Source organism: Hydrogenophaga sp. PAMC20947, from assembly GCF_004795855.1.
Classification (GTDB): Bacteria; Pseudomonadota; Gammaproteobacteria; order Burkholderiales; family Burkholderiaceae_C; genus Hydrogenophaga.
The window spans coordinates 965,456-990,104 of record NZ_CP039252.1 but is presented as its reverse complement, the minus strand read 5'-3'; the positions used below and the strand labels follow the sequence as shown (position 1 = coordinate 990,104).

At 60.9% G+C, this 24,649-nt stretch carries 25 protein-coding genes and 1 tRNA gene; 10 read left to right on the top strand and 16 right to left on the bottom strand.

What is annotated here, in order from left to right; all coding sequences use genetic code 11:
- The first annotated feature begins 95 nt into the window (after positions 1-95).
- The 6 genes from E5678_RS04530 (at position 96) to E5678_RS04505 (ending at position 3,654) form a co-directional block, all read left to right on the top strand.
- Positions 96-1,301, top strand: coding sequence for a GNAT family N-acetyltransferase (locus E5678_RS04530; protein WP_136177421.1), 1,206 nt, complete (start codon positions 96-98; stop codon positions 1,299-1,301).
- 92 nt (positions 1,302-1,393) lie between these two features.
- Positions 1,394-1,711 (top strand): hypothetical protein, encoded by a 318-nt coding sequence (locus E5678_RS04525; RefSeq protein ID WP_136177420.1) that lies wholly within the window; start codon positions 1,394-1,396, stop codon positions 1,709-1,711.
- Positions 1,702-2,142: a polymer-forming cytoskeletal protein gene (locus E5678_RS04520; protein ID WP_136177419.1), complete on the top strand. Its 441-nt coding sequence runs from the start codon at positions 1,702-1,704 to the stop codon at positions 2,140-2,142. The genes E5678_RS04525 and E5678_RS04520 overlap by 10 nt, the downstream gene beginning before the upstream one ends.
- Positions 2,143-2,213: 71 nt before the next feature.
- On the top strand, positions 2,214-2,753 hold the full coding sequence (locus E5678_RS04515) for a polymer-forming cytoskeletal protein (protein ID WP_210731984.1): 540 nt from the start codon (positions 2,214-2,216) through the stop codon (positions 2,751-2,753).
- A 78-nt stretch (positions 2,754-2,831) separates the two neighbouring features.
- Positions 2,832-3,245 carry a hypothetical protein gene (locus E5678_RS04510; protein ID WP_136177417.1) on the top strand — a complete coding sequence of 138 codons (414 nt, stop codon included), beginning with the start codon at positions 2,832-2,834 and terminating at the stop codon, positions 3,243-3,245.
- Positions 3,246-3,249: 4 nt separating this feature from the next.
- On the top strand, positions 3,250-3,654 hold the full coding sequence (locus E5678_RS04505; protein WP_136177416.1) for a polymer-forming cytoskeletal protein: 405 nt from the start codon (positions 3,250-3,252) through the stop codon (positions 3,652-3,654).
- Positions 3,655-3,793: 139 nt separating this feature from the next.
- Here E5678_RS04505 and ppa read toward each other — a convergent pair whose 3' ends face one another.
- The gene (gene ppa / locus E5678_RS04500) at positions 3,794-4,342 is read right to left on the bottom strand and encodes an inorganic diphosphatase (RefSeq protein ID WP_136177415.1); all 549 of its coding nucleotides are present in this window, start codon (positions 4,340-4,342) and stop codon (positions 3,794-3,796) included.
- Positions 4,343-4,653: 311 nt separating this feature from the next.
- Between ppa and E5678_RS04495 the strand changes: the two genes are divergently transcribed.
- Positions 4,654-6,720: a sodium-translocating pyrophosphatase gene (locus E5678_RS04495; protein WP_136177414.1), complete on the top strand. Its 2,067-nt coding sequence runs from the start codon at positions 4,654-4,656 to the stop codon at positions 6,718-6,720.
- A 150-nt stretch (positions 6,721-6,870) separates the two neighbouring features.
- Here E5678_RS04495 and E5678_RS04490 read toward each other — a convergent pair.
- The 6 genes from E5678_RS04490 to tolB form a co-directional block, all read right to left on the bottom strand.
- Positions 6,871-6,946, bottom strand: a tRNA-Lys gene (locus E5678_RS04490).
- A 46-nt stretch (positions 6,947-6,992) separates the two neighbouring features.
- Entirely contained in the window at positions 6,993-7,838 is an 846-nt protein-coding gene (locus E5678_RS04485; RefSeq protein ID WP_136177413.1) for a tRNA threonylcarbamoyladenosine dehydratase, read from the bottom strand.
- A gap of 4 nt (positions 7,839-7,842) precedes the next feature.
- Entirely contained in the window at positions 7,843-8,955 is a 1,113-nt protein-coding gene (locus E5678_RS04480; protein ID WP_136177412.1) for a YeeE/YedE family protein, read from the bottom strand.
- 81 nt (positions 8,956-9,036) lie between these two features.
- Positions 9,037-9,831, bottom strand: coding sequence for a tol-pal system protein YbgF (ybgF, locus tag E5678_RS04475; protein ID WP_136177411.1), 795 nt, complete (start codon positions 9,829-9,831; stop codon positions 9,037-9,039).
- A gap of 14 nt (positions 9,832-9,845) precedes the next feature.
- Complete coding sequence (pal, locus tag E5678_RS04470) at positions 9,846-10,430, bottom strand: peptidoglycan-associated lipoprotein Pal (protein WP_136177410.1); 585 nt, start codon at positions 10,428-10,430, stop codon at positions 9,846-9,848.
- A gap of 63 nt (positions 10,431-10,493) precedes the next feature.
- Positions 10,494-11,756, bottom strand: coding sequence for a Tol-Pal system beta propeller repeat protein TolB (tolB, locus tag E5678_RS04465; protein ID WP_247596997.1), 1,263 nt, complete (start codon positions 11,754-11,756; stop codon positions 10,494-10,496).
- 229 nt (positions 11,757-11,985) lie between these two features.
- On the opposite strand from tolB, the gene msbA reads away from it, so the two are divergent.
- Positions 11,986-13,791 carry a lipid A export permease/ATP-binding protein MsbA gene (gene msbA / locus E5678_RS04460; protein ID WP_247596911.1) on the top strand — a complete coding sequence of 602 codons (1,806 nt, stop codon included), beginning with the start codon at positions 11,986-11,988 and terminating at the stop codon, positions 13,789-13,791.
- 119 nt (positions 13,792-13,910) lie between these two features.
- Here the strand turns inward: msbA and E5678_RS04455 are convergent, their stop codons facing one another.
- The 9 genes from E5678_RS04455 to E5678_RS04415 form a co-directional block, all read right to left on the bottom strand.
- Positions 13,911-14,966, bottom strand: a complete 1,056-nt coding sequence (locus E5678_RS04455) for an outer membrane beta-barrel protein (protein ID WP_136177407.1) — start codon at positions 14,964-14,966, stop codon at positions 13,911-13,913.
- 200 nt (positions 14,967-15,166) lie between these two features.
- Complete coding sequence (locus tag E5678_RS04450; RefSeq protein ID WP_136177406.1) at positions 15,167-16,726, bottom strand: Rne/Rng family ribonuclease; 1,560 nt, start codon at positions 16,724-16,726, stop codon at positions 15,167-15,169.
- Between the two features lie 37 nt (positions 16,727-16,763).
- Positions 16,764-17,387 carry a Maf family protein gene (locus E5678_RS04445; RefSeq protein ID WP_136177405.1) on the bottom strand — a complete coding sequence of 208 codons (624 nt, stop codon included), beginning with the start codon at positions 17,385-17,387 and terminating at the stop codon, positions 16,764-16,766.
- A 97-nt stretch (positions 17,388-17,484) separates the two neighbouring features.
- Positions 17,485-17,952, bottom strand: coding sequence for a 23S rRNA (pseudouridine(1915)-N(3))-methyltransferase RlmH (gene rlmH / locus E5678_RS04440; RefSeq protein ID WP_136177404.1), 468 nt, complete (start codon positions 17,950-17,952; stop codon positions 17,485-17,487).
- On the bottom strand, positions 17,949-18,716 hold the full coding sequence (gene rsfS / locus E5678_RS04435; RefSeq protein ID WP_136177403.1) for a ribosome silencing factor: 768 nt from the start codon (positions 18,714-18,716) through the stop codon (positions 17,949-17,951). The genes rlmH and rsfS overlap by 4 nt, the downstream gene beginning before the upstream one ends.
- Positions 18,713-19,327 (bottom strand): nicotinate (nicotinamide) nucleotide adenylyltransferase, encoded by a 615-nt coding sequence (nadD, locus tag E5678_RS04430; protein WP_136177402.1) that lies wholly within the window; start codon positions 19,325-19,327, stop codon positions 18,713-18,715. The genes rsfS and nadD overlap by 4 nt, the downstream gene beginning before the upstream one ends.
- A gap of 74 nt (positions 19,328-19,401) precedes the next feature.
- Complete coding sequence (hemF, locus tag E5678_RS04425) at positions 19,402-20,316, bottom strand: oxygen-dependent coproporphyrinogen oxidase (RefSeq protein WP_136177401.1); 915 nt, start codon at positions 20,314-20,316, stop codon at positions 19,402-19,404.
- Between the two features lie 14 nt (positions 20,317-20,330).
- Positions 20,331-21,608, bottom strand: coding sequence for a phosphoribosylamine--glycine ligase (gene purD, locus E5678_RS04420; RefSeq protein ID WP_136177400.1), 1,278 nt, complete (start codon positions 21,606-21,608; stop codon positions 20,331-20,333).
- Positions 21,609-21,739: 131 nt separating this feature from the next.
- Complete coding sequence (locus tag E5678_RS04415; RefSeq protein ID WP_136177399.1) at positions 21,740-22,459, bottom strand: YebC/PmpR family DNA-binding transcriptional regulator; 720 nt, start codon at positions 22,457-22,459, stop codon at positions 21,740-21,742.
- Between the two features lie 100 nt (positions 22,460-22,559).
- Between E5678_RS04415 and E5678_RS04410 the strand changes: the two genes are divergently transcribed.
- Together E5678_RS04410 and E5678_RS04405 are read left to right on the top strand one after the other, a co-directional pair.
- Positions 22,560-24,104: a helicase HerA-like domain-containing protein gene (locus E5678_RS04410; RefSeq protein WP_136177398.1), complete on the top strand. Its 1,545-nt coding sequence runs from the start codon at positions 22,560-22,562 to the stop codon at positions 24,102-24,104.
- Between the two features lie 15 nt (positions 24,105-24,119).
- The gene (locus tag E5678_RS04405) at positions 24,120-24,602 is read left to right on the top strand and encodes a DUF1499 domain-containing protein (RefSeq protein WP_136177397.1); all 483 of its coding nucleotides are present in this window, start codon (positions 24,120-24,122) and stop codon (positions 24,600-24,602) included.
- The last annotated feature ends 47 nt before the right edge of the window (positions 24,603-24,649 follow it).

Below are 24,649 nucleotides of genomic sequence, written 5' to 3'. Positions count from 1 at the left end.
GAATTGGCAAAAAACGGGAAATCCGCGGCGGAACACAACTCACAGGTGAAATCTGCCGGAGACCATGAACGAAGCGGCTCACCTGGAGCGCCCGAATGACTGCGTCGAATTATGTCACCCGGGTATTGAGCGCGCCCGGACAAGTTCGCGCTGAGGACTGGAACGCCCTGCTCGCCCTGGAATCTGATCCCAGTCCTTTCATGTGCCACGAATACCTGGCAGCGCTGCACACCACGGGCGCCGCTGTGGCCGGGACGGGCTGGCAGGCACAGTACGTCACCTTGTGGGAAGGCGAGGCGCTGGTGGCCGGATGCCCGATGTACCTCAAGCGGCACTCTTACGGCGAGTACGTGTTTGACTGGGCGTGGGCCAACGCGTACGAGCAACATGGTCTGAGCTACTACCCCAAGGCCCTGGTTGCGGTACCGTTCACCCCGGTACCCGGCGCACGCCTGCTGGCACGAGACGATGCCGCCCGCGATGCCCTGATCCATGCCCTGATGGCTCACGCAAAAACCGAAGACCTGTCGTCCCTGCACCTGCTTTTTTTGTCGCCTCGGGACACCGCAGCTTGTCAGGCCGCCGGGTTGATGTTGCGTCACACGGTTCAATTTCACTGGTCGGGCAGCGATCTTTCCGGCGAACCTTACCGGGACTTTGATCACTTCCTGAGCACGCTTCAACAGGAAAAACGCAAAAAAATCCGGCAGGAAAGGCGCAAAGTGGCCGAAGCCGGCGTCTCCTTTCGCTGGACACGCGGTCACGACATCACCCAGAACGATTGGGAATTTTTTTACCGGTGCTACGAGCGCACCTACCTGGAGCATGGCAACGCGCCCTACCTGAGCCCGGCCTTTTTCATCCGGATGGCGTCTGACATGCCCGAACACTGGTTGCTTTTCATTGCCGAACGCGACGGCCAACCCATCGCAGCCAGTTTGATTGGTTTGGACGCTGACCACGGAGTGGCTTACGGTCGCTACTGGGGTGCCCTGGAGCGGGTGGACTGTTTGCACTTCGAGGCCTGCTACTACCAACCCTTGGCCTGGTGCATCGACCATGGCATCCGCCGATTTGAGGGCGGCGCCCAGGGCGAACACAAAATGGCCCGTGCCTTGATGCCCGTAAAAACCACCAGTGCACATTGGTTGGCGCACCCTTCTTTTGCTGACGCTGTCGAGCGGTTTCTGCAGCGCGAAGGTGAAGGCATTGGGCAATACCTCGAACACCTAGAGCAACGCTCTCCTTTGAGGCCGATCCTGCAGGGCAACGAATCCTGCTTGCCCGACAATGCAAGTTGAGCAGACCCGCATCGAGCAATACGACACAGTTGGTCTATTGAAATAGCGCGGTTTTGTATTAATTCGTTACACTCTAGTTACACTCTCGCCCCATGGATGACAGCGACGCATTTTTCACCCAAACCATCGTAGGCCCGCCCTTCACGGTGTTGCTGGGCCGTCGACAGTCGAAAGCATCACCGACACCTGAAGGCCTGGAGCTGAGCCTTTCAACAGGCGAATCTCGCTTGACGCGGCTGTGGCGAGAGTGGTTGGTGCTCAGCCATGCCCACGACCCAGCGGGCCAGACCCGCCGGCGCCCCGGTCGCACCAGGCGCATCATGGAGCGCCACGCTCTGTTGATCGCCTTGCTCGGCCTGACCAGCCTCGCCGCTTCTTTGATTGTCTGGGGGCTCACCGCATGGAACTGAAGACACCTCAAGACACCCTCACACTTGATCCCATCGCCATGAATGTGGTGAGCCGGGTCGCAGCGGGCAGCCATTTGAAGGGTGAAAACTACTTTGAAGGCGGCTTGCTGGTGCAAGGCGAAGTCTCGGGCAGCATGCGCGTCAATGGTCGCCTGATCGTCTGGACCGGAGGGGTAGTTCGAGGCCATATCCGCGTCACCGGTGACCTGTACCTGTTTGGCCAGCTCGGCGATACCGGCGCTGGCCCGCAAGACACCCGCCTTGAATGCACGGGCATGGCCTATGTCTCCAAGACCGCCGTGTCCACCGGCACGCTCATGGCCAGACGCTTACAGCTTTATGAAGGTGCTGACTTGCAGGGCCCATTCAAGACGCTCAAACTCGGAGACAACCTGCCAGTGCTGCATGATGTGCAGCCAGCTTCCCGTTGAAACCTGGAGATGAGACGCCTGACATGAAAGCCAACAAACAATCTTTTCGCCCCCGTCAACCTGATCGATCGATGGACAACTCACAAGACACCCACAATGCGCCCGACACGCCCACCGAGGCATTTGAGCCCGATCCAGGCACACCCAGCTCACCCTCGATGGAGGTCGATGTAGGCAATGCCATGCCACCCAGCCAACCTTCAAAGATGCCCGTGCTGCAAAGCGCAGGCGCATCAACCGAACTCAACGAAGGGCTCGAATCCGGACAGGCACGCAGCATGGTTGCCGAGGGTATGCATTTCGTCGGCAATGCCGAGCTGCGAGGCCCCTGCAGCGTTGCCGGTGCGGTCGATGGCAACCTGACACAGGCCATGGGCGCCTTGGTGGCTGTGGTGGTGACCGAAACCGGCCGCGTCAAAGGCGACATCACGGCGCAAAAGATCTCTGTGATGGGCCATACCGACGGTGTCCTGGACTCAGGCGAGGGCGAGGTTTCCCTGCACGACACGGCCAGTGTTCATGGCCTGGTCCGGTACGGTCGCATCCAGGTCAACGGCGCCGATCTCAACGCGACGCTGGAGCGAGCGACCGTGAAGAAAACCGGGACCTGACGGTTTTCCATGCTGTGGCGACAATCTGCCAAAACACTTGCCCCCTCCCTGACACCTTTGGTGCCGGAGGGGGAAGCTGTGCGCCTGTCCGCATTGCAAGCCAGCTGGCGACGCGACCGCTGGGTCGCCAAGCGCCGCATTGCACTGCGATGGCTGGCCTGGTTCGGCTGGCGCTACGGCCTGCCTGCGTTGGGCGCTATCGCTGTGTTGGCATTCACATGGAGCGTTGTTTTGGGCTGGCCCAGCGAGACGGCGGCCGAAATGCCGGTTTCACCCTCTCTATCCATACCGGCACCCATGCCGACCAAGGCCGCGCAAGACGACCCTGGCGTCAGACTGCGCTTCGATCCGGCATGGCCAGACGCTGCGCTTCTACAGCCACAGCCTCGCCACGTTCCTTCCGCCCTACCGGCGGCTTCAACCCCTGACGCCGCCACCCCTTTCACACCCCATCTGAAACCCGAAAACTGGTTGCACAGCAAGGAGCCTTGATTTCATGAGCCAAAACCCGACCTCCACCCGCCTCGTTCCAGCCGAACGCCTCTCGGCCATCACCAGCCTGATCGCTGAAGGTGCGGTTTTCGACGGCAATTTTCACACCACCCGCGATCAAGGCATCAAAGTCGACGGGCAACTCAAGGGCAATATCACGTTTGAAAGCGGCGGCACCCTGCATGTGGGCGCCACCGGCGTGATCGAGAACACCCGACTGGAAGCCGACTACGTCTTCATTGAAGGCAAAGTCATCGGTACCGTGATCGCCCGCAAAGCGCTGGAAATCACGGGGTCTGCCACCCTGCTGGGCGATGCCAGCTACGACGAGCTGATCGACATGCACCCCCGTGCCCGCGTGCGCGGCAAGATCGAATACCGCGGGGACATCGACGCAGATCACGTCTGAGGCACCAACACGAAAGCTCGAAAACAGGTTTTGGTGCATCAACCAGAGCCAAAACAAAAAAATGCCTGCACGGTGAATCCGTGCAGGCATTCTTTCGCGGGCAGCTAGCGGCTTTGCGCTGCCGCCGCATCTTCAAACATCAGGCCTTCTGGCTCGCCTTTTCCTTGTTGTAGGCGGCCATACCGTCGGTGATTTCCTTGATGGCGGAGTCTTTGCCTTCCCAGCCCAGAATCTTCACCCATTTGCCGGGCTCCAGGTCTTTGTAGTGCTCAAAGAAGTGCTGGATCGTGTTCAGACGCATGGGGTTCATGTCTTCGGGCTTTTGCCACTGGGTGTAGATTGGCAAGATCTTGTCGACGGGCACCGCCAACACCTTGCCGTCCACGCCAGCTTCGTCTTCCATCATCAGGATACCGATAGCGCGGCAGGTCACAACCACACCCGGAATCAGCGGCACCGGCGTGATGACCAGCACATCCACCGGATCGCCATCGCCCGACAGCGTCTGCGGGACGTAGCCATAGTTGGTCGGGTAATGCATGGCGGTGCTCATGAAACGATCGACAAAGATGGCGCCGGTTTCCTTGTCCACCTCGTATTTGATCGGGTCGGCGTTCATCGGTATTTCGATGACCACGTTGAAAGCTTCGGGCGCGTTTTTGCCGGGGGTGACGTTGTCAAGAGACATAGGCTTCTCAGAAAGTAGGTTGAAGAACAAGGCGACCCACGCTGGCGCTACAGCACCAGGGAGCCGGTGATTCGGGACAACGCAAGTTTGCGCGTTGCAGGGATTTACCCTGATTTTACTGATTCCAGCCTTACTTCTTCTGCCAGACGCCTGCCCAAGTGAGGCAATACAGGCTAAATTCAAAGCGTTGGCCAATCGCCCTGCTCCGTTGTGTGCATCCCACCACAGCCCAGGACTCGAGGAAGCAACGCAGCGGGGGTCGCCTCCAAGCGTTGCCCCCTCCAAGTCAAAAACAAGCAGGAGAACTCTTTATGGTTGGACAATCTGCGCTCATATTCGCGCTGGTTTGCGGGCTGATCGCCGTGGCCTATGGTTTCTGGTCTCGCAGCTGGATCCTTTCCCAGGACCCCGGCAATCCGCGCATGCAGGAGATTGCTGGCGCTATTCAGATGGGCGCCGCCGCCTACCTGGCCCGGCAATACAAAACCATTGGCATCGTGGGTGCGGTGCTCGCCGTGCTGATCGCGGTGTTTCTCGATGCCAAGACCGGTGTGGGATTTGTACTGGGTGCGGTCCTTTCCGGTGCCTGTGGATTTATCGGCATGAACGTTTCGGTGAAGGCCAATGTGCGCACGGCGCAGGCCGCCACCAAAGGTATTGGGCCAGCGTTGGACGTGGCGTTTCGAGGGGGGGCCATCACCGGCATGCTTGTCGTCGGGCTGGGTCTGCTGGGCGTGACAGGGTTCTTCATCTACCTGTTGAGCACCGGCTCGGCCAGCACAGGTGCCGAACTGGCCAAATTGCTCAATCCCTTGATCGGGTTTGCGTTTGGCTCCTCGCTGATTTCCATCTTTGCCCGGCTGGGCGGCGGCATCTTCACCAAGGGTGCCGATGTGGGCGCAGACCTTGTGGGCAAGGTCGAAGCGGGTATTCCTGAAGATGACCCCCGCAACCCTGCCGTGATCGCCGACAACGTGGGGGACAACGTGGGTGATTGCGCCGGTATGGCCGCAGATCTGTTCGAGACCTATGCGGTCACGCTCATCGCCACCATGGTGCTGGGGGCCCTCATGGTGACCAGCGCGCCCATGGAGGCGGCGCTCTACCCCCTTGCGCTGGGCGGCGTGTCGATCATTGCGTCCATCATCGGATGCTTCTTTGTCAAAGCAAGCCCGGGGATGAAAAACGTGATGCCTGCGCTCTACAAAGGCCTGGCCATCGCTGGCATTCTGTCGTTGATCGCGTTCTACTTTGTGACTTCCATGGTCATGCCCGACAACGCCATCAGCGAAACCGGCAGCCACATGCGCCTGTTTGGCGCCTGCGCGGTCGGCTTGGTCCTCACCGCCGCATTGGTCTGGATCACAGAGTTCTACACCGGCACCCAATACGCGCCCGTGCAACACATTGCTCAGGCGTCCACCACCGGACACGGCACCAACATCATTGCGGGCCTGGGTGTGTCCATGCGATCAACCGCGTGGCCCGTCCTGTTCGTTTGTATGGCCATCTTGCTGGCTTACAACCTGGCCGGCTTGTACGGCATCGCGATCGCGGCCACCTCGATGCTCAGCATGGCAGGCATCGTGGTGGCGCTTGATGCTTACGGCCCCATCACCGACAACGCGGGCGGTATTGCCGAAATGGCCGAACTCCCGAGCAGCGTGCGCGACGTGACGGATCCACTCGACGCTGTGGGCAACACCACCAAGGCCGTCACCAAAGGTTATGCCATCGGATCAGCCGGCCTCGCGGCCCTGGTGCTCTTTGCCGATTACACCCACAAGCTGGACACCTACGGGCACTCGGTAACTTTCGATCTCAGTGATCCCATGGTGATCGTGGGCCTGTTCATCGGCGGCTTGATCCCCTACCTGTTTGGTGCCATGGCCATGGAGGCCGTGGGTCGCGCTGCGGGTGCCGTGGTGGTCGAAGTCCGTCGACAATTCAAAGAGATCCCCGGCATCATGGAAGGCACGGCCAAGCCCGAATATGGCCGCGCCGTCGACATGCTGACTTCGGCCGCGATCAAGGAAATGGTGGTGCCCAGTTTGCTGCCTGTCGTGGTGCCCATTCTGGTCGGCATGCTCCTGGGTCCCAAGGCACTGGGTGGTTTGCTCATGGGCACCATCGTGACGGGCCTCTTTGTGGCGATTTCCATGTGCACCGGCGGTGGCGCCTGGGACAACGCCAAGAAATACATCGAAGACGGGCACCATGGTGGCAAGGGCAGCGAAGCCCACAAGGCCGCTGTCACGGGAGACACCGTGGGCGACCCTTACAAAGACACAGCTGGCCCGGCTGTGAACCCGTTGATCAAGATCATCAACATCGTGGCCTTGCTGATCGTGCCCCTCATGCCCGTGGCGGGGGGCTGAACGTCGGGGCCCGGCTCTCAAAGGCTCGGCCCCGCCACCCACTTGCGCAGTCGGGTCTGGTGACCCAGCAGACCCGACTGCAAGTGCCCTGGAGTCACCTTCGATCGACCAACAAAAAAGCCCTGATCTTGCGATCAGGGCTTGATGTTTTGGTGGGACGTGCGGGGGTCGAACCCACGACAAATGGATTAAAAGTCCACTGCTCTACCAACTGAGCTAACGTCCCACTGTTTTCGCTGAAGCAGTAATTAACTACCCTGCGAAGCCTCAAATTATAGCGTCTTTTTTCCCGTTTTCAAAGCCGAACTCAAAGAAGTTGAAGAATTCGCAGACAGGGCGTTCAACACCCACCCGGCAGCGCACATGCCAAAGGCAGCGGTGACGCTGACGACCGAGCCATATCCGTGACAGTTCAATGAACTGTCACCCGCTTCAATGCCACACGACGCATCGGGAGGGCGCACCGTTTCGCGGCTGAACACACAGGCCACACCGATGGCACCCGTGCGCGCCGCGCCGTGGTGTTTTCGCAAGCGGTAGCGCAGCTGAGCCAGCAAAGGATCGTGGGTCACTTGTGCAAGCTCCCCCACATCGATTGCATGGGCCAGCGTTTTACCCCCAGCGGCTCCGACGCTCACCATGGGTAAGCCCATCGACAGCGACCAGGCAGCCAAAGCCGCCTTGGCGCGAACCTGGTCGCAAGCATCGATCACAGCGTCGGGCCAGGTGCCGGCAGGCAGCGTCAAGGAGCCGAGCAACGACGGCCAGTTGTCAGCGTCAACAAATTCTTCAATCACATCCACCACACAGGCCGGGTGGAACAGTGAAATGCGTTCGCGCATGGCCTGAGCCTTGCCCTGTCCCAGGGTGGGCTCCATGGCGTGGATCTGCCGGTTGATATTGGACTCGGACACGTGATCAAGGTCGATCAGCGTCAGGCGCCTAACCCCACTGCGGGCCAGTGCCTCAACGGCCCACGAGCCCACACCGCCGATGCCAACCACAACCACATGCGAATCAAAAATGCGCTGAGCGCCGGCCACGCCATAGAGGCGACGCAGGCCGCCGAATCGCCGCTCGAAATCGACAGCCTCACACGAGACACCGGGTGTTTGCATCAATTCATTCACGATCAAGCAACCAGATCTGAAACCGCAGGGCCAGGATGGCGCCGAGGACGATTCCGGACACGGCAATCACGCTGGTCAAGCTGAGCGTGGACAGGCCCGACATGCCCTGCCCCACCGTACAGCCCAATGCCGTCACGCCACCCACACCCATGCAGAACGCGCCCACCATGTGCAAGGCAGTGTCCTGGGTGCTGCGAAAACCTTCCCACCGAAATGACTTGCTCATGACGCTTTGAACAAAAGCGCCAGTGACCACTCCCGCCACCGACACCACACCAATCGTCAGCAGGTTGGAGGCGTCGCTGAACAAAATCAACCAGTCCAGCGCGTAGGCCATGGGGGCGGTGAAAGTCAACGACTCCAGGCGACCCGTGTCGGTTGCCAGGTAAGCGGGTTCGAGCGTCAACGGGTGTTCCGCCACAAAAGCGAGATGGCCGCTCACCCACCACATGGCGGCCACGGTGAGGCCAAGGCCAACACCGCCCAAAAGGTTTTCGCGCTCGCGAAACGCGGGGCTGGACAGCGCCCACACCATCAGACCGCCGCCGATCAATGCGGCAGCCAGCAACCCCGTCTGAGAGGGGGCGATGTTGAGCGTTGCGCTGAGCCACATCGGCAAAGTACCGCCCGCAGCGATGGTGAATACCACTTGATCGAGGGTGTTCACCCGCACCACCGCCAGAATGCCACTGAGCGTGGCGTAGGCCGAAAATCCCATGACAAAAAACACGACCAAGGATTTCAGGCTACCGGCCCCGATGCGCACCAGTGTCTTGCTGCCGCACCCCGAGGCCAGGACCATCCCGAAGCCAAACAGCAAACCGCCGACCAGGGCAGACAACCAGATTACGCGCCCGGAAGAGTAGATGGTGTTGGCGGTGTCGATCCAGCCCAGCCAGCCCATCAGGTAAAAGCACACCATGGCCACACCAACCGCCATGCCCCACATCCGCATGCGCGTCCAGGCGCCCATGTTGACGATGTCGCTGATGGCCCCCATCGTACAAAACTGGGTGCGTTGGGCAATAAACCCAAAAGCCACTGCGACCGCGAATGCGGCCAGCAGGACCTGGGTTTGCAAATTTTGAAGGGCAGCGATTTCCATGGGCGCCAATTGTAAGGAGATGCCCAATGGCCTTCGGTCTGGCAGGGGCAGGACCTCCCAGCCGAAAGAGCGTGAGACCCTTCAGCGCAAGCGGGCCAGCCGTTCGCGGCCAGCGGCCGCGGCTTCAGAGTTGGGGTGATTTTTCAGCAAGGTCGCCAATGTGCGCTCGGCGGCTTTGGTGTCTTTCAGCTCGATCTGGCTGTTGGCCATGGCCAACAGCGCTTCGGGCGTGCGCAGATGGTCCGGAAATTCGGTGACCAATCGCCGATGGCTGGCAATCGACTCCTTGTACGCGCGGTTGGCGTAGTGGGCATTGCCCAGCCAGTACAACGCCGATGGCAGGTAGCCCGACGATGGATAACGTTTCAAGAAGCCGCCAAACGAGGCGGAAGCAGGACCAAACTCAGCGCCGCGCAAGAGCGCCATCGCCGCATCAAAATCCCGTTTTTCCTCTGGCACCACGGCGAACTCCCGCCCGTCCAGATTGACGGTCGCGGGTTCAACTTTGCGCAAGCGCTCGTCCACCCCGGCTTGCACGTCTTTCTGCTGCTTCTGAACTTGCGCCACATCCTGAGTCAGCTGCTCCACCTGCCCGCGCAAACGGGCGATCTCGGCGCGCAACTGCTCGTTTTGATTGGCCATCTCCAGCAAACTGCGCTGCTCCGTGACACTGCCTTCGCGCGACTCATCGCGCAAGCGCGACAAGGTGCTCTCAGTGGCTTGCCGATGTGCGTCAAACCGGTTGCGCAGCTCGATGAGGGCCTTGCGGGCCTCATCGTCTTCGAAGAGGGCATGGGCTTGCAGCGGCCACAAGGCTGCCCCGGCCAACCCGAGGGCGGCCAAAGCAGAAGACAAAGATCGAACGTTCAGTGTCATGGGGCGCAACAGTTTCAACGGTAGGTCAGCTCAACGCGGCGGTTTTTGGCAAACGACTCTTCGTCGAAACCAAAGGCTGCGGGTTTTTCCTCACCGAAGCTCACCGGCTCCATTTGGGCTTCGCTCACGCCCAGCAACGACATCGACCGGCGCACGGCTTCTGCGCGCTTCTGACCAAGTGCCAGGTTGTACTCGCGACCACCGCGTTCGTCGGTGTGGCCTTCCAGGGCCAACCTGCGATTTGCGTCTGCCTTGAGGTAACGGGCGTTGGCTTCGAGTGTGGCCGTGTATTCAGCGCGAACTTCAAAACTGTCGTAATCAAAGTACACGGTGCGAGCCATGGCATCGGGCTGCTGCAGGTTGCTACCCGGCACTTCGACCGCGGCCACGCCGTTGGCAGCGGCTCCAGAGCCGTTCGCGCCTTGACCCTGGGTGGCCGAGCCAGAATTGAGATCCTTGACGGGTACCTCATCCAGCTTCACGCCTGAGCTGCAAGCAGCCAGGCTGACAACCACCGCCAAGCCGGCCAGGCGCAAAGTCCAGGTGCGAATGGTGCTCGAGCGGGCGTCAGCGGTGGCGGAAAGATGGGTATTGATCATGCGGGGGTCCCTTTCTGGATCGATGGAAAAATGAGAAAAAAATAAGGGCCGAACAAATGCGACTCAACGGGCATACGGGCCCCATTCGGGCTCGCGGATGTCGCCTCGCGCACTCGCCAGGCGTGTCTTGATACGGCCGTCCACGGTGCTGGTCATCAATGCCTCCTGACCGCGATCGCGGGTGGCGTAAATGATCAGACGGCTGTTGGGCGAAAAGCTGGGGCTCTCATCGGCGCTGGTGTCGCTGAGTGCGGTCACGGTCCCGGTAGACAGCTCCATGACGTGGAGCTTGAACCCCCCACCGACACGGGAGATAAAGGCCAGCCAGCGACCATCAGGGCTGGGCGACGGCGAAATGTTGTAGCTGCCCGCAAACGTGACACGCTGAGGGTTACCGCCTTGAGCACCCATGCGGTAGATCTGTGGCGAACCGCCGCGATCGCTCACGAAGAAAATCGTGTTGCCATCTGCGCTGAACGCGGGCTCGGTATCGATGCTGCTGGACTGGCTCAGGCGCTTGGGCGAACCGCCATCGGCATCCATGGCATAAATCTGCGCATTCCCCGAAATAGACAAGGTCGCCACCAACTGCCGCCCATCGGGCGACCAGGTGGGTGCACTGTTGGAGCCACGGAAATTGGCCAGCAAACGGCGCTTGCCAGTGGCCACATCGTGCGAATAGATCACGGGTTTGCGCGACTCGAACGACACGTAAGCCAGCTGACGGCCGCCCGGGGCCCAGCTGGGGGAGATGATGGGTTCTGCGCTGGTCAATGCGGCCCGGGCGTTTTCGCCATCCGAATCGGCGACCAGCAGCGTGTGGCGTTGCCCTGCTTTGGACACATAGGCGATGCGGGTCGCAAACACACCCTTCTCACCAGTGAGTTTCTCGTACACAAAATCGGCGATCTTGTGAGCGGCCAGGCGCAATTCAGCCGCGCTGGCCGGGTAGCTCAGGCCGCCGAGATCCTGCCCACGCACGACGTCCCACAAGCGAAAACGCACATCGAAACGGCCGTCCGACAGTTTGGAGATGCTGCCTGTCAACAGCGCATCACTGGATTTGGCACGCCAAGGAGCGAGATCGGGCCGGGAATTTTCATCCATGCCGCCAGGCAAGGGCTCAACAAACCGGAACTGCCCACTGCGCTCGAGGTCGGCGCGAACAATGGCCGCCATGTCCTCACTCGCCATGCCGTTGTCGCGAAACGTCACGGCCGAGAACGGGATCTGGGTCATGCCCACCCCGGAGACTTCTACCCGAAACTGGGCCAGCGCATCCGCCAAGGGAAGCGCCGTCAGGGAAAGAGCGGTGGCCTGGGTCAGGAGAGTCCGCCGCGAAGGATGCCAATCAGATCGATTCAATGCCTGCATTCAATTCAGTAAGAGTGTTGGATGGCCAGAAACCTGGGATTCAGAACCGAATCGGTACCCAGCGGATAATAACGGAAGCGTTCAGACCAGCCGTGACAAGATGTGCCTTGACTGTACAACCTCCGTGGAGTCGAGCAGTTTGTCCGCTGTGAGTTCCCTTTCAACGTCACCTTTCGCCGTTTTGACCGAAACTTCTGCCACACCCGCCCCCGACACCAGCAGCATCACCCACCGGCTGCGCCAGTTCTGGCCCTACTTCCGGTCGGCCAAACTGGGCATCGTGCTGGCTGCGATCAGCACCGTGATTGGCGCCTTGACCGAGCCACTGATCCCAGCCCTGCTCAAAACCTTGCTCGACCGAGGCTTTGGAAAAGGGGACATCGACCTCTGGATGGTGCCTGCCGCCCTGCTGGCCTTGTTCGGGATTCGCGGGCTGGCCGGCTTTGTGGCGCAATACGCGCTGTCATACACCGCCAGCTTGGGACTGTTGAATTTGCGGCGAGCGATGTTCCAGCGGCTCAACGATGCGCAGCTGAACCTGTTTTCGCAACAAAGCGCCAGCAAGCTGTCCAACACCCTGGTTTACGAAGTGCAGACCGGCTCCACCATGCTGGTCAACGCCCTTCTGGGCCTGTCCAAGGACAGCCTGACCCTGCTGGCACTGCTGGGGTACCTGATGTACCTCAACTGGAAGCTCACGCTCATCGTGCTGTTCCTGTTTCCGGCCCTGGTGATCGTGATGCGCACGCTGTCCAAACGCCTGTACCGTCTGACCCGATCCAGCCAGCAAGCGACCGACGAACTGGCCTATGTGGTGGAAGAAAATGCATTGGCGCACCGCATGGTCCGCCTGCATGGGGCTCAGGAACGCCAGGGGCAACGCTTTGACGTGTTGAGCGTCGGTCTTCGCCGGCTGGCCCTGAAATCTACGGTCGCACAGGCCGCCATGACACCCCTGACCCAGATGCTGGCTGCGATTGCCTTGTCGGCCGTGATCGCGGTGGCACTCTGGCAAAGCAGCCAGAGTGGCGTGACCGTCGGCAACTTTGTGGCTTTTGTGACGGCGATGCTGATGCTGATCGCACCCATCCGCCACCTGGCAGAGATTGCTGGCCCGATCACCCGCGGATTGGCCGCGCTGGAGCGTGGCCTGGAACTGATCGAAAACATACCGGCGCAGTCCTCTGGCAGCCACAGCGTGGATCGGGTCAAAGGCGCCATCCAGCTGAAAGACGTGTGGGTAAGGTACCCAACCAAAGATGGCGACCCCTCCGACCCGAGCGGAGCATCGAACCGGGCCGCGTTGAAAGGGATTTGTCTGGACATCCAGCCGGGCGAAGTCCTGGCCTTGGTCGGACCGTCCGGATCTGGCAAAACCACCCTGGCCAACCTCTTGCCGCGCTTTGTCGAGCTGAATCAAGGTGAAGTCTTGCTCGATGGAGTCGCCCTGCCCGACTGGGACTTGCGCAACCTGCGCAGCCAGTTCGCCATGGTGAGCCAGGAAGTGATCATGTTCAATGACACGCTGGCGGCCAACGTAGCGCTGGGCTCCAACGATCCCACCATCGACGAAGAGCGCGTGCGCTCTGCGCTGATGTCGGCCAACCTCGGGGAGCTGCTCGAACGGCTGCCCCGTGGGATGCACAGCACAGTGGGCCACAACGCAGCCGAATTGTCGGGCGGCCAGCGCCAGCGACTGGCGATCGCGCGCGCCATCTACAAGGATGCGCCGGTCCTGATTCTGGACGAAGCCACATCGGCATTGGACAACGAATCCGAGCGCCTGGTGCAGGAAGCCCTCTCGCGCCTCATGGCTGGGCGCACCACACTGGTCATCGCACACCGGCTGACCACGATCGAACACGCGGACCGTGTGGTCGTGCTGGCCAACGGGCAGATCAGCGAACAAGGCACCCACCAGCAGCTCATCCAGGCCAACGGCCTGTACGCCCGCCTGCATTCACAAAACTTCACACCTGAGGCTTGATCCTCAGCCCTGGCGAGGGCATCCCCCTCGGGTAGAACAGGCGAAAAAAAGCCGCCAGCAAAACCACGGCGAGGTGGTTTTGAGGCGGCCTTTGCTGACCGTGCGGCTATTTGCCGGGATCAGGGCATGAACGAGTACTGCAGACCCACGCCAACGTAGTTGAGTGCTTTCCAGCTGGCGCCGGAACCGCCACTCTTCTTGACGTAATGATCGAAGTCACCGCGCAAGGCGAGGTTTTCGGTGAGATGCATCAGCATGCCCAGGCCCACGGTAGGGCGGGTCTGGGAAGCGCTTGGGCTGTCGCCAGTGTGGGTCACACTGGCCACGCCCAGCTTGGCAAACACACGGGCTGAGGAGCCGATGTCCTGGCCAACGGTACCGCGCAGACCGAGCACGCGCGTCTTGTATTCACTGCCGTTTTCGAACGAATGGCCTTTGCCCCCCTGAGCGAAGCCTTCAATGCCCCAGAGAGGGCCAAACTGGACACCCACACCGCCTTGTGCCGCGAGCTTGGTGTCGTGGTCATCAAATTGTGCGAGACCGTCGATCGGACCATTGCCGATCAGGTCACGCTGTGCACCTACGGTGCCAAACACGTAGGGCGTCATGCGGGCAGCAGGCGCCGCCACAACAGGTGCTGGAGCGGGGGCCGCCACCACGGGTGCAGCCATGGGCGCAGCCTTGGGCACAGGTGCTGGCGCAACCGCCACTGGCACGGGTGCTGCGACGGGCATTGGCACGGCGCGCGGCAGGTTATCGGAGAAACGGTTGTCGCACTTGGCCATGCTCACACGCATGGTTTCGCCGGACTTGCTGGCGTACACCTGCACAGGCATCGCAGGGCTGAAGGGCACGTACTTGCCTTGGAGGGGTTTGGCCACACCGTTGCGACCGAATTTGCGGCCCACACCCAGATCACATGCACCCAGCTTGTACTGAGCATCCACCTCGTCGAGGCGCACCACACGCACGGTGGCCTCGCCTTTGCGTTTCTGGGCAGCCATCTTGGTCGAGGGCTGGTAGAAACGGGCCTGGCCGCCTTGAACAGCAGCGTCGCATTCAGCTGCGGTGTCATAGGCCACGTTGCCGTTGGCGTCTTGCACCATGCCAGCGTGCGCCTGGAAAACGGCTGCACCGCTCAACAACATCAAGGCGTTCAGTTTCTTCAATTTCATGCAATCTCCAATGGATTTTGGTTGGTTTTTAAAAAAAGTTCGCTTAATCGGGTTTTCCCGAATAACACCAACGGATTATCGCCTGCACTTCCACTCAAGCATGTAGGACGGGCGGCCATTTGCGTGTTTCGGTTGTTTCCAGCTGTGTCCTGCACACACGGGTGTGAAGGAATTGGCAGACCTTCTGGCCACCGAAGCGGTCAGAGCAGCACGATGTCGTACTGTTCCTGTGTCATGGAGCCTTCACTCTGCAGTGAAATGGGCTTACCGATGAAATCCGACAGGCCGGCCAGGTGCTGCCGCTCTTCATCGAGAAACAGTTCAATCACCTGGGGTGCGGCGACCACACGAAACTCCCGTGGGTTGAAGGCCCTGGCTTCGCGAAGGATTTCCCGCAGCACGTCGTAACAAACGCTTCGTGCCGTTTTGACAATGCCTTTTCCCTTGCAGGCACCACAAGGCTCGCTCAGCATCTGCGCCAGTGATTCGCGGGTGCGCTTGCGCGTCATCTCCACCAATCCCAGCTGCGAGAAGCCGCCAATCATGGTCTTGACCCGATCACGTGACAGTTGCTTGCGGAACTCGCCCATGACCGCGTCCCGGTGGTCTTCACGCACCATGTCAATAAAGTCCACGATCACGATGCCCCCGAGGTTGCGCAAACGCAATTGGCGGGCAATCGTCTGTGCGGCTTCCAGGTTGGTTCGAAACACCGTGTCGTCAAAGTTACGCGCGCCCACATAACCACCCGTGTTCACATCCACCGTGGTCAAGGCCTCGGTCTGGTCGATCACCAGATAACCGCCCGACTTGAGATCCACCCGGCGGCTCAAGGCTCTGGCGATGTCTTCGTCAATGCTGAACAGGTCAAAAATCGGGCGCTCGCCGGTGTAGAGCTGCAACTTGGCCTCTGTGTCAGGCATGAACTCCACCGCAAAGCCCTGCAACAAGCCAAACTGCTCGCGCGAATCGATTCGGATGGACTGAGTTTCGCTGCTGACCAGATCGCGCAACACGCGCTGAATGAGGTTGAGATCTTCATGCAACACAGTGGCTGAAGGCTGCCGGGCGGCCGCATCCTTGATGCGGTGCCAGGTCTTGCGCAAATACGCGATGTCTTCGCCAAGTTCTGCGTCGGTGGCGTCTTCGGCATTGGTGCGCAAAATGAACCCACCCGCAGACACCCCATCCTTGCCCTGCGCCAGACCCAGCACCCGCTGCCGCAGGGACTCACGCTGAGCAGGCGGAATCTTCTGGGACACGCCAACATGATTGTCTTGCGGAAGGTACACCAGCAAACGCCCGGCAATGCTGATCTGGGCCGTCAGGCGCGCACCTTTGGAGCCGATTGGGTCCTTCAGCACTTGTACCATCAGGGCCTGGCCCTCAAAAATCTGACGCTCGATTGGCAATACCGGATCGGGCGTGAGCACCCGAGGGTTGGCCTGCACCTCGCCCGCAACCCCTGCACCGCCCTCAGCCGATGCTGTTGCGGGCGTGCGATCGCGCGGCGTAGCGTGTTTGGCCACGATGTTGGGCATGAGATCGGCGACATGCAAAAAAGCCGCACGATCCAGGCCAATGTCGATGAAAGCGGACTGCATGCCTGGCAACACCCGGGAGATTTTGCCCAAGTAGATGTTGCCCACGAGACCACGCTCAAGCGTGCGTTCGAAATGCACCTCCTGCACCGCGCCCTGCTCGACAACAGCGACACGCGTCTCCTGCGGGGCCCAGTTGATCAAAATATCCTGGCTCATCACGTCATCTCGGTTCTGGCGTCTGAAGGGAGGTGGCTCACAGCAGGTCCATACCGGCAGCGGCCAACACCTGCGCTGTTTCAAATGCGGGCAAACCCATGATGCCCGAATAGCTGCCGCTGATCTGCGTGGTCCACATGGCCGCCTGACCCTGGATCGCATAGGCACCAGCCTTGCCCATGGGCTCACCGCTGTCGACGTAGCGGCGTATCTGCGCAGCCGAAATGGCATCGAAATGCACTTGGGACGTGGACAGTGCCGACCACACGGTGGCCGCTCCGCGGCGGGCCGCCTTGCCCACGGCCACGGCCGTCAGCACACGGTGGCGCTGACCCGACAGGTCGCTCAGCATGGCCCGGGCCTCCGCTGCATCGCCCGGTTTTCCCATGATGCGACGCCCAAGCGCCACCGTGGTATCCGCACACAACACCGGCGCGGGCGTCAAGCCACGGCGTTTCAGGCGGGCCAGGGAAGCCTCGAGCTTGAGCCCGGTCACACGTTGCACATAGGTGGCAGGCGCCTCGCCCGGCAGCACCTGCTCCAGCGATTCAGCATCCTCTTCGGCGTCTGGCAACAGCAACTCACAACGCACGCCCCACTGCTCCAGCAATTGTTTGCGGCGTGGACTTTGAGAAGCGAGGTAAATGAATGGGACGTTCATGGGGGGCACAGAAAAGCACAAAAACAAGGGCATGAAACTGCAACAGGCTGGCCAAGTGGCACACGCACTTGCCGCGAACGGCCCCCATGCCGCACCATCACTCGCGGTGGTAGGGGTGATTGGCATTGACCGACCAGGCTCGGTACAACTGCTCAATCAACAGCACCCTGGCCATCGCATGGGGCAACGTAAGGTCGGACAAACGAATCCGCTGGTGCGCAGCATCCCGGAAGGCTGGCTCCAGCCCATCAGGGCCGCCGATGATCAACGCAACATCATCAGCCTCCAACTGCCAGCCCTTGAGTTGCTCCGCCAAGGCCTTGGTCGTCAGCGCCGTGCCGCGCTCGTCGAGCACCACCACGCGACAACCCCGGGGCAGAACCGCCTGGATGCGCTCGCGCTCGGCGGCCACCAAGGTTTCCCGTGTTTTGGACGCACGTGGCTCGGTCTTGACGGTTTTGAGCTCCACCTTGAGTTCGGGTGGAAACCGTTTGGCGTAGTCGTCGTAGGCGGTCTGAGCCCAGTCGGGCATGCGTTGCCCGACTGCGACGATCAACAGTTTCATGCCTTCTTGCGAGCAGGCGCCTTCACCGGTGATTTGCCTGCGGGCTTGGCCATCGGCTTCACGCTCTTGGCCGCAGGTTTGGCGGCGGACTTGACGGCCGGCTTGGCCGACCTGGCAGCCTTGGCGACGGGCTTGGTCGCACTCTTGGGTTTCACGACCATGGTCTTCACCGCTGGTTTTGCGTTGCCTGCCGTTGTCTTCTTGACCGGCGCTTTCTTGGCTGCAGTCGAAGCGGCCGTCTTGGCCACCACGGCCTTCCCTGCTGTCTGGGCCGCTTTGCGAACCACCGTTTTCGCCGACACCGGCGCCACAGCGGTTTTGCCCGCCGTCTTTTTCGCCGCGGCTTTCTTGGCCGCAGGGGTCTTCGTTGTGGTGGTGGCCTGCGCAGGCTTGGGCGCACCGTGCTTCAGGCGAAGGGGCTTCTGACCCCAAATCTCTTCCAGGCGGTAATACTGGCGGATCACAGGCTGCATGACATGGGCCACGGCAGCGCCGCAATCCACGATGATCCACTCACCGTTCTCTTCGCCTTCGATGCGGGGCTTGTCAAAACCTGCTTCGCGCACCGCATCACGCACGCTGGCCGCCAGCGCCCTGGTCTGGCGATTGGACGTGCCGCTGGCTACGATGACCCGCTCAAACAGCGGCGACAGGGACTCGGTGTCAAACACCACAATGTCCTGCCCTTTGACATCTTCGAGTCCATCGACAATGGCGCGCTGGAGTTTCTGGATGTCTTTTTTGGCGGAAGTTTCGCTGGTCATGAAGGATCTTGATAAAGGTGATGAAGTGAAATATAGCTTGCAACGTCGGCAGACACCAGGCGATCAAGGCTGGGGTCGTGTTGTGAGGCGCCGGATGCCCTGGCCCGGATCGACGTCGCACTGACGTGGTGCAGGGGCATGGACAGCGCCACATACGGCACATCCACACCCGACAGATCGGCTGCATCCAAATCCAGGGGATGGGGATCCAGCACAGAAATTAGAGGTGCCCGGTGGGCTACAGCAAGCCGCGCGAGGTCCAGCACCTCGGTCCACCGGACCCACTGCTTGAACGCCAGCAGCTGATCGGCGCCCATCACCAGATACAGTTCGGCGCCCGGATACGCCTCGGCGAGCTCAGTTAAAGTATCTGCAGTGTAGCTTGGACCGGCCCGCAACGTCTCCCGCGGATCAATTCGTGTCTTGGGCAGGTCACCAAAAGCCAGTTCGCACATCGCCAGCCGGTGCTCAGCCGACGTCAGTGGCCGGGCCTTGTGCCACGCTTGCCCGGTCGGCAAGATATGCAATACGTCCAGCCCCAGCTGCGTCAGCGCCACCTCGGCCAGCTCCCGGTGGGCCACGTGGGGAGGATCGAAGGCGCCGCCAAACATGCCCACACGCTGGACGAGCGGAAAGCCTTGCTCGGCAACCGACCCCAGGACAACGGAAGCGTCAGCGCCCGAGATCAAAGCCAGTCCTTGCGAACCAGAAAATTCGAAGTCAATGCAGCTTCCGGTGAGCCAGGCTCAAAAACCGTATCGTAGGACCAGCTGACCAGCGGTGGCATGGACAACAAAATGGACTCACTGCGGCCACCCGACTGCAAGCCAAAATGGGTGCCGCGATCCCAGACCAGATTGAATTCGACGTACCGCCCTCGCCGGTACAACTGGAAATCCCGCTCGCGTTGGGTGAAAGCGGTGTCTTTGCAGCGGTCGACGATGGGCAGGTAGGCCTCAAGAAAGGCATCCCCCACCGAGCGCATCATGGCAAAGCTGCCGGTCTGGCCCAGCTCGGAGAAGTCGTCAAAGAACACCCCCCCCACGCCCCGCTGCTCGTCGCGGTGCTTCAGGTAAAAATACTCGTCGCACCAGGTTTTAAAGCGCGGGTATTTGTCCACCCCAAACGGATCCAGAGCGAGTTTGCAAGTGCGGTGGAAATGCACCGCATCTTCCTCGACACCATAGTAGGGCGTGAGGTCCATGCCACCGCCGAACCAGCAAACCGCAGCCCCTTTGGAGGGCTTGGCGGCGATCATGCGCACATTCATGTGAACTGTCGGCACATAGGGGTTGCGAGGGTGAAACACCAAAGAAACGCCCATCGCCTCAAACGGCGCACCGGCCAACTCCGGCCGGTGCTGTGTGGCGGAAGGGGGCAAGGCGGGGCCTGTGACGTGGGAGAAACCGCAGCCTGCGCGCTCAAAAACAGCACCGCCTTCCAGAATCTGCGTGATGCCCTGCCCTTGAAGCTTTTCGCCAGCGGGCTTTTTCCAGTGATCTACCACAAAGGTGCCGCCGTCGACCAGTGCAACTGTGGAAGTGATGCGGTCTTGCAGACCCGTCAGGTATTCGCGAACGTCAGAAGGCTTGTGGCTCATGGATGGGAACTGGCTCACAGGGCGCGGTAGCCGATATCGCGACGAAATTGCATGCCGTCGAACTGAATGGCTTCGGCCACACCATACGCTTTTTGGCGCGCGGCCGCTACGGTATTGGCCAGCGCCGTGACGCACAACACACGACCACCCGAAACCTCGGCGCCTCCCTGGGCATCTGAGGTGGTTCCAGCATGGAACACCATGGCGTCGGGCGCATCGTCGGGCAGCCCGCTGATGCGGTCGCCCTTGCGGGGGTGCAAGGGATACCCGGCTGCGGCCAGCACCACGCCCAGTGCGACGCGGGCATCCCATGCCAGGGTGACCTGGTCGAGCTCGGTGCGCGTTGCGGCCAGCAAAACCTGGGCGAGGCTGCTTTGCAGGCGCATCAGGATGGGCTGGGTTTCAGGGTCCCCCATACGGGCGTTGAATTCCAGTGTTTTCACGCCGCCTTCGGGTGTGATCATCAGGCCCGCATAAAGAAATCCCGTGAATGGAATGCCATCGGCGGCCATGCCGCGCAGGGTTGGCAAAATCACTTCTTCCATGGCGCGCTGGTGAACCGCGGGCGTGACCACAGGTGCGGGTGAATAAGCCCCCATACCGCCGGTATTCGGGCCTTGGTCGCCGTCCATCAATCGTTTGTGGTCCTGGCTGGTGGCCAACGGCAACGCGTTCACGCCATCACACAAGACAATGAAACTGGCTTCCTCGCCCACCAAAAACTCTTCAATCACCACACGGGCTCCGCCCGCGTTGTGCGTGACGCCCAAGGTATTGTCCACCAGCATGAAGTCAATGGCTTCATGTGCATCCGCCAAGCTCATCGCCACCACAACGCCCTTGCCCGCTGCGAGTCCATCGGCCTTGACAACAATGGGCGCACCCTTGGCCTCGACATAGGCATGGGCTTTCACGGGATCGGTGAAGGCTTCGTAGTCGGCGGTGGGGATGCCATGGCGCTGCATGAAGGCCTTGGAAAAAGCCTTGGAGCTCTCCAGCTGGGCGGCCGCCTGTGTGGGACCAAAAATCGCCAACCCGTGGGCCCGAAACTCGTCCACCACCCCAGCCGCCAGCGGCGCCTCTGGTCCGACCACCGTCAACGCCACCCCCTGGGCTTGGGCCCACTCGCGCAACGCCACCTTGTCTGTGATGGGCAGATTGGTCAATTGGGCGTCTCCGGCCGTTCCCGCATTGCCCGGCGCGACAAACACCTGACTCACGCCCTCAGACTGCTTGAGCTTCCAGGCCAACGCATGCTCGCGGCCACCGCCGCCAATCACCAAAACTTTCAAATCGATCTCCAAATCAAATTTTCATCGGGCAAGCCACCCGACCCCATTGGGCGCGAAATGTTCCAGCCCAAGTTGCCAGCAGCACCCCCTTGAGGGGTGACGCGAACAGCGCGGCGCAGGGGTGGGCAAATCTAGAGACTTGCGTTGTGAAACACCTCCTGAACATCGTCCAGGTCTTCCAGCACGTCCAGCAGTTTTTGCATGCGCTCTGCGTCATCGCCAGACAGCTCAATCGTGTTGTCGGAGCGCATCGTGACCTCGGCCACTTCTGCGATCAGCCCTGCGGCTTCCAGCGCCTCTTTCACCGCTTCCATATCCGGCGCGGCGGTCAGCACCTCGATGGCGCCATCGTCGCCCTTGATGACATCTTCCGCGCCCGCTTCCAGGGCCACATTCATGACCAGCTCTTCCGAGGTACCAGGGGCAAAAATGATCTGCCCACAGTGCTTGAACTGGAAAGCCACCGAACCATCGGTACCCAGGTTGCCGCCGTATTTGTTGAAGGCATGGCGCACTTCGGCCACGGTCCTGACCTTGTTGTCCGTCATCGTGTCAACGATGATCGCTGCGCCAGCGATGCCGTAACCCTCGTAACGGATCTCTTCGAGCGCCTGCCCCTCCAGATTGCCCGAAGCCTTGTCAACGTTGTACTTGATGCGGTCGGCCGGCATGTTGGCCGATTTGGCTTTTTCGATGGCCAGCCGCAACCGCGGGTTCATGGCGGGATCACCACCACCGGTCCGTGCGGCCACAGTGATCTCGCGGATCACCCGCGTCCAGATCTTGCCCCGCTTTTCATCCTGCCGGCCCTTGCGGTGTTGAATATTGGCCCATTTGCTGTGTCCAGCCACGAGAGAATCCTTTTAACTGACCGGAATTTGGTCTAATAACCTGCGATTTTACGATTACCCCCGAACGCGCCCCGAACAACGCCCCTGAAGGATGCCCCACATGGCCGAACCGATGCTCATCGCCCAGAACGCTCAGACCCAATGCCACCTGATGCCAGGCCTGGCCAACCGGCACGGTCTGATCACCGGAGCCACCGGCACTGGCAAGACTGTGACGCTGCAAGCGCTGGCCGAGCAGTTCTCCAACCTGGGCGTTCCTGTGTTCATGGCGGACGTCAAAGGTGATTTGACCGGCATCAGCCAGAAGGGCGCCTTTGGCGAGAAGATCGCGGGCATTTTGAAAGACCGTGGCATCGCCCTGCCCGATCCGATGGCTTGCCCCACCACCTTGTGGGATGTGTTTGGAGAACAAGGGCACCCGGTGCGCGCCACCGTGAGCGACATGGGACCCTTGTTGCTGTCGCGCATGCTTGATTTGAACGACACCCAGTCGGGCGTGCTCAACCTGGTCTTCAAGATTGCGGACGACAACGGATTGCTGCTGCTGGATATGAAAGACCTTCGGGCCATCTTGCAACACACCGGCGACAACGCGAAACAATTCACCACGGAATACGGCAACATCAGTGCGGCCAGCATCGGCGCCATCCAGCGCGGCCTGATGCAGATCGAACAGCAAGGGGGCGATCAGTTCTTCGGCGAGCCCATGCTCAACATCAGCGATTTCATGCAGACCGTGGGTGGCAAAGGGGTGATCAACATCCTCACCGCCGACAAGCTGATGAACGCGCCCCGCCTCTACGCCACGTTTTTGCTGTGGATGCTGTCCGAGCTGTTTGAAATGCTGCCCGAGATCGGCGATCCGGACAAGCCCAAGCTGGTGTTCTTCTTCGACGAGGCCCACCTGTTGTTCAACGACGCACCCAAGGTCCTGATCGAGCGCATTGAGCTGGTCGTCCGCTTGGTGCGCTCCAAGGGCGTGGGCGTTTATTTCGTGACGCAAAACCCCCTGGATGTGCCTGACAGTGTGCTGGGGCAGCTCGGCAATCGGGTGCAGCATGCCCTGCGCGCTTTTACACCGCGGGACCAGAAAGCGGTCAAAGCCACGGCGGAAACGATGCGCCCCAAGGCGGGACTGGATATCGAAGCCGCCATCACCGAGCTGGCCGTGGGTGAGGCCCTGATCAGCTTCCTTGATGCCAAAGGGCGCCCCAGCGAAACAGAGCGGGTGTTTGTGCTGCCCCCCGGCAGCCAGCTCGGCCCTATCACGGCAGCGCAGCGCCAAACCTTGCTCAAGGAGTCGCTGGTGGCGGGCGTCTACGAAAAGACCATTGACCGCGAGAGTGCTTACGAAATTTTTAACACCCGCACCGAAGCCAACCTGGCCCAGGCAGAGGCCGAAGCCCGTGATGCGCCTAAAACGCCCCGCATCCCAGGCGCCGCCAAGCAGGAAGAAGCCAAAGACAGCGGTGGTTTCGGTAGCATGGTGAACGAGGCGTTGTTCGGCCGGACCGGCCCCAGGGGTGGTCAGTACGATGGGTTGGTGCAGACCATGGCCAAGACAGCGGCACGCAGCGTCGCCAGCGGTCTGGGTCGTCAGTTGGTTCGGGGGATTTTGGGTGGTTTGCTCGGTGGGAAGCGATAAATGGGGCGAACGATCATGAAGTGGTTTCTTTTGTTGGTTGTGGCCTTGCCTCTGCTGGTGTTCGTGGCCGGTCAGGCGGGATGGCTTCGTGGTGAAGTGCCCGCTGGTTTGGGGGTCACCGAGGGCCGCTTGAAAGCCTTGTCCAACGCACCCAACTGCGTCTCCAGCCAGGCCGCGCTGTATCCCGGGCATGCCCAGCAAAGTTTTGCCCAGATCGATCCGCTGCCCTTGAAGCCGGGCGGCTCCGAAGCCAGCCTGACTGCACTCACCCAGGCCCTGCAAGGCATGGACGGCGTCAGCATCGTCGAACAAACCCCCGGCTACCTTCGCGCCCAGGCACAAACACACTGGTTGAAGTTCACAGACGATCTGGAGTTCTGGATCAATCCAGAGCGTCAGGTGATCGAGCTGCGCAGCGCGAGCCGCCTCGGCCAAAATGACTTCGGCGCCAACCGCGACCGGATCGAAGCCTTGCGCTCAGCCTACGCTGCCCTTTAAAAGCCAATGAGCACTGCCATGCCTTTGGCTTCAACACACTGACCGCC

What these genes read in the sequence shown, in the direction of transcription:
- E5678_RS04445 (WP_136177405.1), bottom strand. Translation starts at nt 17,387, where the DNA reads ATGAACGTCCCATTCATTTACCTCGCTTCTCAAAGTCCACGCCGCAAA.
- E5678_RS04450 (WP_136177406.1), bottom strand. Translation starts at nt 16,726, where the DNA reads ATGAGCCAGGATATTTTGATCAACTGGGCCCCGCAGGAGACGCGTGTC.
- E5678_RS04480 (WP_136177412.1), bottom strand. Translation starts at nt 8,955, where the DNA reads ATGGAAATCGCTGCCCTTCAAAATTTGCAAACCCAGGTCCTGCTGGCC.
- nadD (WP_136177402.1), bottom strand. Translation starts at nt 19,327, where the DNA reads ATGTTTGGCGGCGCCTTCGATCCTCCCCACGTGGCCCACCGGGAGCTG.
- pal (WP_136177410.1), bottom strand. Translation starts at nt 10,430, where the DNA reads ATGATCAATACCCATCTTTCCGCCACCGCTGACGCCCGCTCGAGCACC.
- E5678_RS04405 (WP_136177397.1), top strand. Translation starts at nt 24,120, where the DNA reads ATGAAGTGGTTTCTTTTGTTGGTTGTGGCCTTGCCTCTGCTGGTGTTC.
- ppa (WP_136177415.1), bottom strand. Translation starts at nt 4,342, where the DNA reads ATGTCTCTTGACAACGTCACCCCCGGCAAAAACGCGCCCGAAGCTTTC.
- E5678_RS04455 (WP_136177407.1), bottom strand. Translation starts at nt 14,966, where the DNA reads ATGAAATTGAAGAAACTGAACGCCTTGATGTTGTTGAGCGGTGCAGCC.
- E5678_RS04515 (WP_210731984.1), top strand. Translation starts at nt 2,214, where the DNA reads ATGGACAACTCACAAGACACCCACAATGCGCCCGACACGCCCACCGAG.
- E5678_RS04520 (WP_136177419.1), top strand. Translation starts at nt 1,702, where the DNA reads ATGGAACTGAAGACACCTCAAGACACCCTCACACTTGATCCCATCGCC.
- E5678_RS04410 (WP_136177398.1), top strand. Translation starts at nt 22,560, where the DNA reads ATGGCCGAACCGATGCTCATCGCCCAGAACGCTCAGACCCAATGCCAC.
- E5678_RS04525 (WP_136177420.1), top strand. Translation starts at nt 1,394, where the DNA reads ATGGATGACAGCGACGCATTTTTCACCCAAACCATCGTAGGCCCGCCC.
- rlmH (WP_136177404.1), bottom strand. Translation starts at nt 17,952, where the DNA reads ATGAAACTGTTGATCGTCGCAGTCGGGCAACGCATGCCCGACTGGGCT.
- ybgF (WP_136177411.1), bottom strand. Translation starts at nt 9,831, where the DNA reads ATGACACTGAACGTTCGATCTTTGTCTTCTGCTTTGGCCGCCCTCGGG.
- E5678_RS04530 (WP_136177421.1), top strand. Translation starts at nt 96, where the DNA reads ATGACTGCGTCGAATTATGTCACCCGGGTATTGAGCGCGCCCGGACAA.
- E5678_RS04495 (WP_136177414.1), top strand. Translation starts at nt 4,654, where the DNA reads ATGGTTGGACAATCTGCGCTCATATTCGCGCTGGTTTGCGGGCTGATC.
- E5678_RS04485 (WP_136177413.1), bottom strand. Translation starts at nt 7,838, where the DNA reads ATGCAAACACCCGGTGTCTCGTGTGAGGCTGTCGATTTCGAGCGGCGA.
- hemF (WP_136177401.1), bottom strand. Translation starts at nt 20,316, where the DNA reads ATGAGCCACAAGCCTTCTGACGTTCGCGAATACCTGACGGGTCTGCAA.
- E5678_RS04505 (WP_136177416.1), top strand. Translation starts at nt 3,250, where the DNA reads ATGAGCCAAAACCCGACCTCCACCCGCCTCGTTCCAGCCGAACGCCTC.
- rsfS (WP_136177403.1), bottom strand. Translation starts at nt 18,716, where the DNA reads ATGACCAGCGAAACTTCCGCCAAAAAAGACATCCAGAAACTCCAGCGC.